We start from the raw sequence: 8,920 nt of genomic DNA on the forward strand, positions 1-8,920 counted from the left end.
GTTATATATAATGAAACAGATTGAAGAAACAGTTGTTTTGACTGGTGGTTCAATCTGTTTTTAGTTGGTGTTATGAGACAGATGGCTTTAGATATCATTAAAAGACCTCTGTTGATAAAAGGTCTTTTGCGACCAATTATTTCTCGTCTAATTCCCCAATGAAGTAAATGGCTATCCATAGTGCAAGTGTAAAAAGAACATTATAAACACCGTTGAGATAGTCATGCGCATTTGGGGTTAGTGTTAAAGTCATGTGATATGCTAAGGTGGGTGAAAATGGGAAAAGTAATATTCTAAGTAATTGCCATTTGGTCATTTTTTACCTCCGAATTCTCTATGGATGATTTTCCAATTAAACAGCGTTCCTGCAATGAATAACAGGATAGATAAGAAGCTAGACGGTGTGAAGTCAAAGAATAGAACGCCTGCTGCTGCAATGAGTTCTATGATTAGTAAGACCATGAAAAACAAATCTATTTTAGTCTAAGTCTTTTGTCCCCCTTCATTTCAGAAATGTGTTATGCAGTCATGGTTTAAAAAGGTTATTTAGAAAATCTGCAATCCAATAGGTAGGTTACGGAAAGAGTATTTTTAAAATAATAACCCCAACAATAGTAGAAGTAGTCCAGAGGATTTTTTGCTTTTTCATAAAAGGCTCCTTTTGATGACGGAGATAATTCTTTTCTATATCTATTATTATACACTTTTAATTTCTAAAAATAAAATAATAACATATTATATATCGCATATCAAAAACAATTTGGTTCATGTTTTAAAGTAAGAGATAAGATGTTTTCTACCCCTTAATTAAAATATAGTTAGTCGTAGCCTTATGTGACTATTTTTTATTGCTCCAGGTTTTTTCGATAGCATTTAGATAAATCAAAAACAAGATTTGTGGCGTTTTTGTTATCTATCTCGACTCTTTTTTATCTTCATTGAGAGCGATTAGCTGTACTATCTATTTAAATTTCTGTTCGGTGTCTAAAGCTAGTGCTATATCTTCAAGAGATAAACCAGGATAATCTAAGTTATTATTTTTTGATTGAGGTGGGCAAGTATCATATGTCAGACAGTACATTTGTGATAAAATAATTTATATTTTGAAAGGAACTTTATTATGCTTAATTGTTAGGTTATTCAAAAACGACCCAACGATGTCACGAAAAACCAGTTTGTGAAAATGAAAAAAAGGAACTGGAAAACCTAAATATATAAGTCCCGATAAAAATCGGTATATTAAAGGGTATTGGAAAGGCACAAATAAGCTTTGTGAGTTATCAAGTAAAGATACTAAAACAGGAACTTATGATAATGATTTGAATAGAATAGGAGACTAAATGGAAAGTAACAAATCTTATTTAAGGCTATCCAAATATAATCCTATTTATCGTGACACAGATGGTGGATATACTAGAGAAGAATGGACAGATTTTAGTGATATTGGTAAAAGTTTTAGTGGAGAAAAATTTACTAAACAGGAATATGAAGAAGTTGAACAATCTTATGTTTTAATGATTTACAACTGCTTTAAACAATTAGATGGCAATGATATTTTTGTGTCGGATATTGAAATCTACTCACCACCCATAGAAGACGATTTGTTAGGCATTTACAATCTATTAAAAATTGGTCAGTATCATTTTACAATTACTGATTTACCTATTCTGATAAAATTAGTGTTACGAAATCACATTTTTGGAAAGATGGTTTCTCAAAAAATAGAATGTCAATTCGGATATGATTTTTATACTTACATTGTTGTTTATGAAGAGTTTGTAAAAAATATATACGAAACAAATAAATATAAGTTATATATTGAAAAAGTTAATCCTTGTGATGATTAAGGTTGTGATTTTTCAAAAATTGTCATGCTATGACAAAAGGGGTGTAGCGATGATTATGTCTTTTTCGATCGTTCTAGTTTGACAAAATCCTGTTTTACTCGTAAACTAAAGTAAAATACTATATGAGAGGGGATAGCTATGGCAGATGTAGATAAGGCTATTTTGACGAATGTCATTTTTCGTAAAGCACAGATGACTTTAGATAGACGCATTACCGCTAGTTATAAGAATAACGGCTTGACCCAAGCTCAGTTTACAGTGCTTGAGCGTCTACATACAAAGGGACGTCAGAGGATTGCTGATTTATTGGAGGGGCTTTTAGCCACTTCTGGCAATATGACGGTTGTTTTGAAAAATATGGAGACCAAAGGTTGGATTGCCAGGACCAAATGCACTAATGACAAGCGCTCTTTTTGGATAACCTTGACCGATGAAGGGACGAGAGTTATTGAAAAGGCACTACCGGAACACCTAGCAAGTGTTAGAGAGGTCATGAGTATTTTTACGGAAGAAGAATTAGATCAACTAGCCCATCTTTTGAAAAAATTTAAGAATTTGTAAACATATCACTTTACAAATTCTTTTTTTTACCATATACTACTATATAGTGATAAATAAAGGAGAACTTATGTCTATCATTACAAACATTAAACGTTTATTTAAAGGAGAAAAAGAAATGAAAAAAGTACTTTTTGTTGTAGGTTCACTTCGTGAAGGTTCATTCAACCACCAAATGGCAAAACAAGCTGAAAAAGCTTTAGCAGGTGTTGCAGAAGTTAGCTACTTGGATTACAGCCAAGTTCCTGTATTCAACCAAGATTTAGAAAGCCCAGTATTGCCTGCAGTTCAATCAGTTCGTGATGCTGTTGTTGCAGCTGACGCTATCTGGATCTTCTCACCAATCTACAACTTCGCTATTCCAGGTGCTGTTAAAAACTTGCTTGACTGGTTGAGCCGTGCTCTTGACTTATCAAACCCAGCTGGACCTTCAGCATTGCAAGACAAAGTGGTAACAGTATCATCAGTAGCTAATGGTGGACATGATCAATTATTCGCAGCATACAATGCTCTTCTTCCATTCATCCGTACACAAGTTGTTGGTGATTTCACAGCTAGCCGTGTTAACGATGAAGCTTGGGGAACTGGTGAGCTTGTATTGTCAGACGAAGTTTCTGAAAAATTAGCAGCTCAAGCAAAAGCATTGGTAGATGCGCTTGCGTAATGTTTAACGAGGGTCGGTTTGTACTGACTCTCTTTTTATTTTTTAAAAATTAGGCAAATCAGAAATGTTTGTGAAATCACAAACCATTTTTTTGAAAACCCTATTCCCTAAAGGAAGGTAAGCGGTTAAAAAAGTTGCACATTGTGAACTTTTCCGATAGAATAGTAGGGTAAATGATTATGTAACCGAGCCTCAAGTAAGCCTGTTGTCGTCAGAAGAAACGCAGAGCATGCGTTGTTTGACAAAACACTCACTTGCCTTGGTATCTATGGAGGATAATATGGTTTCTATTTCTAAAGACACTCATTTGGAAATGTATTTAAAAATGCAACGCATTCGTGAATTTGATATGCGTATCAACAAATTAGTACGTCGTGGTTTTGTACAAGGGATGACTCACTTCTCAGTTGGTGAGGAAGCGGCAAACGTTGGTGCTGTTCAACACTTGACATATGATGATTTCTTCTTTTCAAACCACCGTGGACACGGTCAATCTATCGCACAAGATATGGACTTGAATGCGATGATGGCAGAACTTGCTGGTAAAGTGACTGGTGTGTCTAAAGGCCGTGGTGGTTCAATGCACTTGGCTGATTTCAAAAAAGGTAACTATGGAACAAACGGTATCGTTGGTGGTGGTTATGCCATGGCCGTAGGTGCTGCTTTGACGCAACAATACAAAGGCACAAACAATATCGCAGTAGCTTTCTCTGGTGACGGTGCGACAAACGAAGGATCATTCCACGAGTCTGTCAACATGGCAGCAACATGGAAATTGCCAGTTATCTTCTTCATCATCAACAACGGCTACGGTATCTCAATGGATATCAAAAATGCGACAAACACGCCACACCTTTACACACGTGCGGAAGCTTACGGTATTCCAGGTTTCTACGTTGAGGATGGAAATGATGTTTTGGCTGTTTATGAAACAATGGGTAAAGCAGTAGAGCACGTCCGTGGTGGTAACGGGCCTGCAATCGTTGAGGTTGTTTCTTACCGTTGGTTCGGTCACTCAACAGCGGATGCTGGTGTTTACCGTACGAAAGAAGAAGTTGATGAGTGGAAGAAAAAAGATCCAATGATCAAGTACCGTGAGTACTTGGTTAAAGAAGGAATTGCAACTCATGAAGATCTTGATGCCATTGATGCTCAAGTGGTTAAGGAAGTTGACGATGCTTACGAATTTGCGGTTAACAGTCCAGATCCAGACTTGTCAGTAGCGTTCGAAGATGTATGGGTAGACTAAACCAGAAAAAGACTCAAAAAGTGATTCATAGGAGAGAGAAATAAAATGGCTGAAACAAAAGTAATGGCTTTGCGTGAAGCAATTAACCTTGCCATGAGTGAGGAAATGCGTAAAGATGAAGACATCTTCTTGATGGGTGAAGATGTTGGTATCTATGGTGGTGACTTTGGGACATCAGTAGGGATGTTAGCAGAGTTTGGTGAAAAACGTGTTAGAGATACACCTATTTCGGAAGCTGCGATTGCAGGTGCCGCGGTTGGTGCTGCAATCACAGGACTTCGTCCAATCATCGACTTGACTTTCATGGACTTTATCACAATTGCTCTTGATGCGATTGTTAACAACGGTGCTAAAAACAACTACATGTTTGGTGGTGGTTTGATTACGCCTGTTACTTACCGTGTTGCTTCAGGTTCAGGTATCGGTTCTGCGGCGCAACACTCACAATCACTTGAAGCGTGGTTGACACATATTCCAGGTATCAAAGTGGTGGCACCAGGTAACGCTAACGATGCTAAAGGTTTGTTGAAATCATCTATCCGTGACAACAATATCGTTATCTTCATGGAGCCAAAAGCCCTTTATGGTAAAAAAGAAGAAGTAACCCTTGATCCAGACTTCTATATTCCACTTGGTAAAGGTGAAATCAAACGTGAGGGTAAGGACATCACCATCGTATCATATGGTCGTATGTTAGAACGTGTTCTTCAAGCTGCTGAAGAAGTGGCTGCTGATGGCATCAACGTTGAAGTTGTTGACCCACGTACACTTATCCCGCTTGATAAAGACATCATCATCAACTCTGTTAAGAAAACTGGTAAGTTGATGTTAGTTAACGATGCTTACAAGACAGGTGGCTTTATCGGTGAAATCGCAACGATGGTTGCTGAGAGCGAAGCATTTGACTACCTTGATCACCCAATCGTTCGTTTAGCTAGTGAAGATGTGCCAGTACCTTATGCACGTGTGCTTGAGCAAGCTGTTCTTCCAGACGTTGCTAAAATTAAGGCTGCTATCTATAAAATCGCTAACAAAGGTTAATCTTTGGCAATGGGACAGGGTCTCTCTGAAAAGCTAATCGATTGACCCTACCTATTGACATGACAATAAACTAAAGATTATCAAAGAGAGAGGAATATATATGGCAGTAGAAATTATCATGCCTAAACTCGGTGTAGACATGCAAGAAGGTGAAATCATCGAGTGGAAAAAACAAGAAGGCGATGAGGTCAAAGAAGGTGAGGTCTTATTAGAAATCATGTCAGATAAGACGAACATGGAACTTGAAGCAGAAGATTCAGGCGTATTGATCAAAATCGTTCGAGGTAATGGTGAAACAGTACCGGTAACAGAAGTTATTGGTTACATCGGTGCAGCTGGTGAAACAGTTGACGCTGGTGCAGCACCTGCTCCTAAAGAAGACGTCCAAGAAGCTGTTGCAGCACCTGTCGCAGAAGCAACTGTGGCAACTCCTGTTGCAGTGGCACCAGCACATAAGCCTCAAGGTGGTAAAGTGCGTGCAACGCCAGCAGCCCGTAAAGCAGCTCGTGATTTAGGCATCGACCTTGGTCTTGTACAAGGAACTGGCGCTAACGGTCGTGTTCATAAAGACGATGTTGAAAACTTCAAGGGTGCAGCTCCTAAAGCAACACCATTAGCACGTCGCATGGCAGCATCGCTTGGTGTTGACTTGTCTACGGTAAGTGGTACAGGAGTTTCTGGTAAAGTCAGAAAATCAGATATCCTAGCCTTAACAGAAGCAGCTAAACCTGCAGAAGCAGTAGCTCCAGTCGCTGAAACACCAGCTCCAGCTAAGGAACTTCCAGAAGGTGTTGAAATCATTAAGATGAGCCCAATGCGTAAAGCAATCACTAAGGCGATGGTTCATTCTTATTTAACAGCACCAACCTTTACGCTTAACTATGACATTGACATGACCAACTTGATGGCACTTCGTAAGCAAATCCTTGAGCCAATCATGGCTAAAACAGGTTTGAAAGTGACCTTTACAGATCTTATCGGTATGGCAGTGACACGTACATTGATGAAAGAAGAGCATGCTTATCTAAATGCTTCTCTGATCAATGATGCTCAAGAAATTGAACTACATAAGTTTGTTAATATCGGTATTGCCGTAGGTCTTGATGATGGTTTAGTCGTACCAGTTGTTCATGGAGCTGATAAGATGAGCATCTCTGAGTTTGTTGTGGCATCTAAAGATGTGATCAAGAAAGCACAGACTGGTAAGTTGAAATCAACAGAGATGACTGGTTCAACCTTCTCAATTACAAACTTGGGTATGTTTGGAACTAAGTCATTCAACCCAATCATCAACCAACCAAACTCAGCCATCTTAGGTGTATCAGCAACTGTTCAAACACCAGTTGTCCTTGATGGTGAAGTGAAGATTCGTCCAATTATGGGACTATCATTAACTATTGACCACCGTATCGTTGATGGTATGAATGGTGCTAAGTTCATGGTTGATTTGAAAAACTTATTGGAAAACCCACTTGAGTTACTCATTTAAGATTGGGACGTCAAGCAGAAGGTTACGTTTAAATTATTTAGTAAAGAGGAGATAAACATGGCAGTAGAAATTATCATGCCTAAACTCGGTGTAGACATGCAAGAAGGTGAAATCATCGAGTGGAAAAAACAAGAAGGCGATGAGGTCAAAGAAGGTGAAGTCTTATTAGAAATCATGTCAGATAAGACGAACATGGAACTTGAAGCAGAAGATTCAGGTGTATTGATCAAAATCGTTCGTGGTAATGGTGAAACAGTACCAGTAACAGAAGTTATTGGTTACATCGGTGCAGCTGGTGAAACAGTTGACGCTGGTGCGGCACCAGCTCCTAAAGAAGACGCTAAGGCTGCTGAAGCAGATTTGAAAGCTGCAGGACTTGAAGTACCGGCAGCTCCAGCTCAACAAGCTCCAGTGGCTCCTAAAGCTGAGCTTGCAGCAGACGAATATGATATTGTCGTTGTCGGTGGTGGTCCTGCAGGTTACTACGCTGCTATTCGTGGTGCTCAACTTGGTGGTAAAGTGGCTATCGTTGAGAAAACAGAATTTGGTGGTACTTGCTTGAACGTTGGATGTATCCCAACTAAGACTTACCTTAAAAACGCTGAAATCCTTGATGGTTTGAAGATTGCTGCAGGTCGTGGTATTAACCTTGCATCAACAAACTATACGATTGACATGGACAAGACAGTTGAGTTCAAGAATTCTGTTGTTCGCACCTTGACTGGTGGGGTAAAAGCCCTTCTTAAAGCTAATGGTGTGACAATGTTCAACGGTCTTGGAACAGTTAACCCAGATAAGACTGTCAGCATCGGCGATAAGACAATCAAAGGTCGCAGCATTGTCCTTGCAACAGGTTCTAAAGTATCTCGTATCAACATTCCTGGTATTGATTCTAAACTTGTCTTGACATCAGATGACATTCTTGACTTACGTGAAATTCCAAAATCACTTGCTGTTATGGGTGGTGGCGTTGTTGGTGTCGAGCTTGGTCTTGTTTGGGCATCATACGGTGTTGAAGTAACTGTTATTGAAATGGCAGACCGTATCATTCCAGCAATGGATAAAGAAGTATCGCTTGAACTTCAAAAAATCCTTGCTAAGAAAGGTATGACATTCAAGACATCAGTTGGTGTTGCTGAAATCGTTGAAGCTAACAACCAGTTGACATTGAAGTTGACAGATGGTTCAGAAGTTGTTGCTGAGAAAGCTCTTCTTTCTATCGGACGTGTGCCACAATTGAACGGTCTTGAAAACTTGAATCTTGAAATGGATCGTGGTCGTATCAAGGTTAATGAATATCAAGAAACATCAGTACCAGGTATCTATGCACCAGGTGATGTTAATGGTATCAAGATGCTTGCTCACGCAGCTTACCGTATGGGTGAAATCGCAGCTGAAAATGCGCTTCATGGCAATGTTCGCAAAGCTGAATTGGATTACACGCCAGCAGCAGTTTACACACACCCAGAAGTTGCCATGGTTGGTTTGACAGAAGAACAAGCACGTGAGAAATACGGTGATATCCTTATCGGACGTTGCTCATTCACAGGTAACGGACGTTCAATCGCTTCAAACGAAGCTCACGGTTTTGTCAAAGTCATCTCTGAGCCTAAGTATCATGAAATCCTTGGTGTACACATCATCGGCCCAGTTGCTGCTGAATTGATCAACGAAGCAGCGACAATTATGGAAGCTGAATTAACAGTACATGATGTTGCAGCATCAATCCATGGTCACCCAACATTCTCTGAGGTGATGTACGAAGCCTTCCTTGACGTTCTTGGCGAAGCAATTCACAACATGCCTAAGAAGAAAAAATAACTTAAACTACAGTATCTATAACAATAGTATTGACTATTAAGTTAAGGGAAAAAATCGCATCTAAATTTAGATGTGATTTTTTCATAAAGTTGCTAAATGGCAATATAGCTTCCACATGTTATGATATAGTCCTTTAGTTTCTGTATAGTATTTGTTATACTATACTTATGAAAAGTTACGGAATAGATTTTAGAAAACGAGTTATTGCTTATGTAGAGACTGGTCATTCCAAAAAAGAAACGTGTCAGTTA

Annotated in this window: 10 protein-coding genes; 8 read left to right on the top strand and 2 right to left on the bottom strand. The window is 39.1% G+C overall.

Annotated elements, in window-relative coordinates:
* Window positions 1-136: 136 nt before the first annotated feature.
* Both ACVRZH_RS00760 and ACVRZH_RS00765 read right to left on the bottom strand, forming a co-directional pair.
* Complete coding sequence (locus ACVRZH_RS00760; protein WP_447453418.1) at window positions 137-316, bottom strand: potassium transporter Trk; 180 nt, start codon at window positions 314-316, stop codon at window positions 137-139.
* Entirely contained in the window at window positions 313-462 is a 150-nt protein-coding gene (locus tag ACVRZH_RS00765; RefSeq protein ID WP_447453419.1) for a hypothetical protein, read from the bottom strand. Before ACVRZH_RS00765 ends, ACVRZH_RS00760 begins: the two co-directional genes overlap by 4 nt.
* A 752-nt stretch (window positions 463-1,214) precedes the next feature.
* On the opposite strand from ACVRZH_RS00765, the gene ACVRZH_RS00770 reads away from it, so the two are divergent.
* From ACVRZH_RS00770 to lpdA, 8 genes are all read left to right on the top strand, one after another.
* Entirely contained in the window at window positions 1,215-1,340 is a 126-nt protein-coding gene (locus ACVRZH_RS00770; protein ID WP_447453432.1) for a toxin C-terminal domain-containing protein, read from the top strand.
* A complete protein-coding gene (locus ACVRZH_RS00775; RefSeq protein ID WP_447453420.1) occupies window positions 1,341-1,847 on the top strand; it encodes a hypothetical protein in 507 nt (168 codons plus the stop codon).
* Between the two features lie 138 nt (window positions 1,848-1,985).
* Window positions 1,986-2,408: a MarR family winged helix-turn-helix transcriptional regulator gene (locus ACVRZH_RS00780; protein ID WP_447453421.1), complete on the top strand. Its 423-nt coding sequence runs from the start codon at window positions 1,986-1,988 to the stop codon at window positions 2,406-2,408.
* A 115-nt stretch (window positions 2,409-2,523) separates the two neighbouring features.
* Window positions 2,524-3,069, top strand: coding sequence for an NADPH-dependent FMN reductase (locus ACVRZH_RS00785; protein WP_447453433.1), 546 nt, complete (start codon window positions 2,524-2,526; stop codon window positions 3,067-3,069).
* A gap of 280 nt (window positions 3,070-3,349) precedes the next feature.
* A complete protein-coding gene (locus ACVRZH_RS00790) occupies window positions 3,350-4,318 on the top strand; it encodes a thiamine pyrophosphate-dependent dehydrogenase E1 component subunit alpha (RefSeq protein WP_447453422.1) in 969 nt (322 codons plus the stop codon).
* Between the two features lie 45 nt (window positions 4,319-4,363).
* Window positions 4,364-5,359 carry an alpha-ketoacid dehydrogenase subunit beta gene (locus ACVRZH_RS00795; RefSeq protein WP_447453423.1) on the top strand — a complete coding sequence of 332 codons (996 nt, stop codon included), beginning with the start codon at window positions 4,364-4,366 and terminating at the stop codon, window positions 5,357-5,359.
* A gap of 100 nt (window positions 5,360-5,459) precedes the next feature.
* On the top strand, window positions 5,460-6,848 hold the full coding sequence (locus ACVRZH_RS00800) for a dihydrolipoamide acetyltransferase (protein ID WP_447453424.1): 1,389 nt from the start codon (window positions 5,460-5,462) through the stop codon (window positions 6,846-6,848).
* Window positions 6,849-6,905: 57 nt separating this feature from the next.
* Window positions 6,906-8,669: a dihydrolipoyl dehydrogenase gene (gene lpdA / locus ACVRZH_RS00805; protein WP_447453425.1), complete on the top strand. Its 1,764-nt coding sequence runs from the start codon at window positions 6,906-6,908 to the stop codon at window positions 8,667-8,669.
* Window positions 8,670-8,920: the final 251 nt, after the last annotated feature.

The organism is Streptococcus fryi, assembly GCF_053206505.1.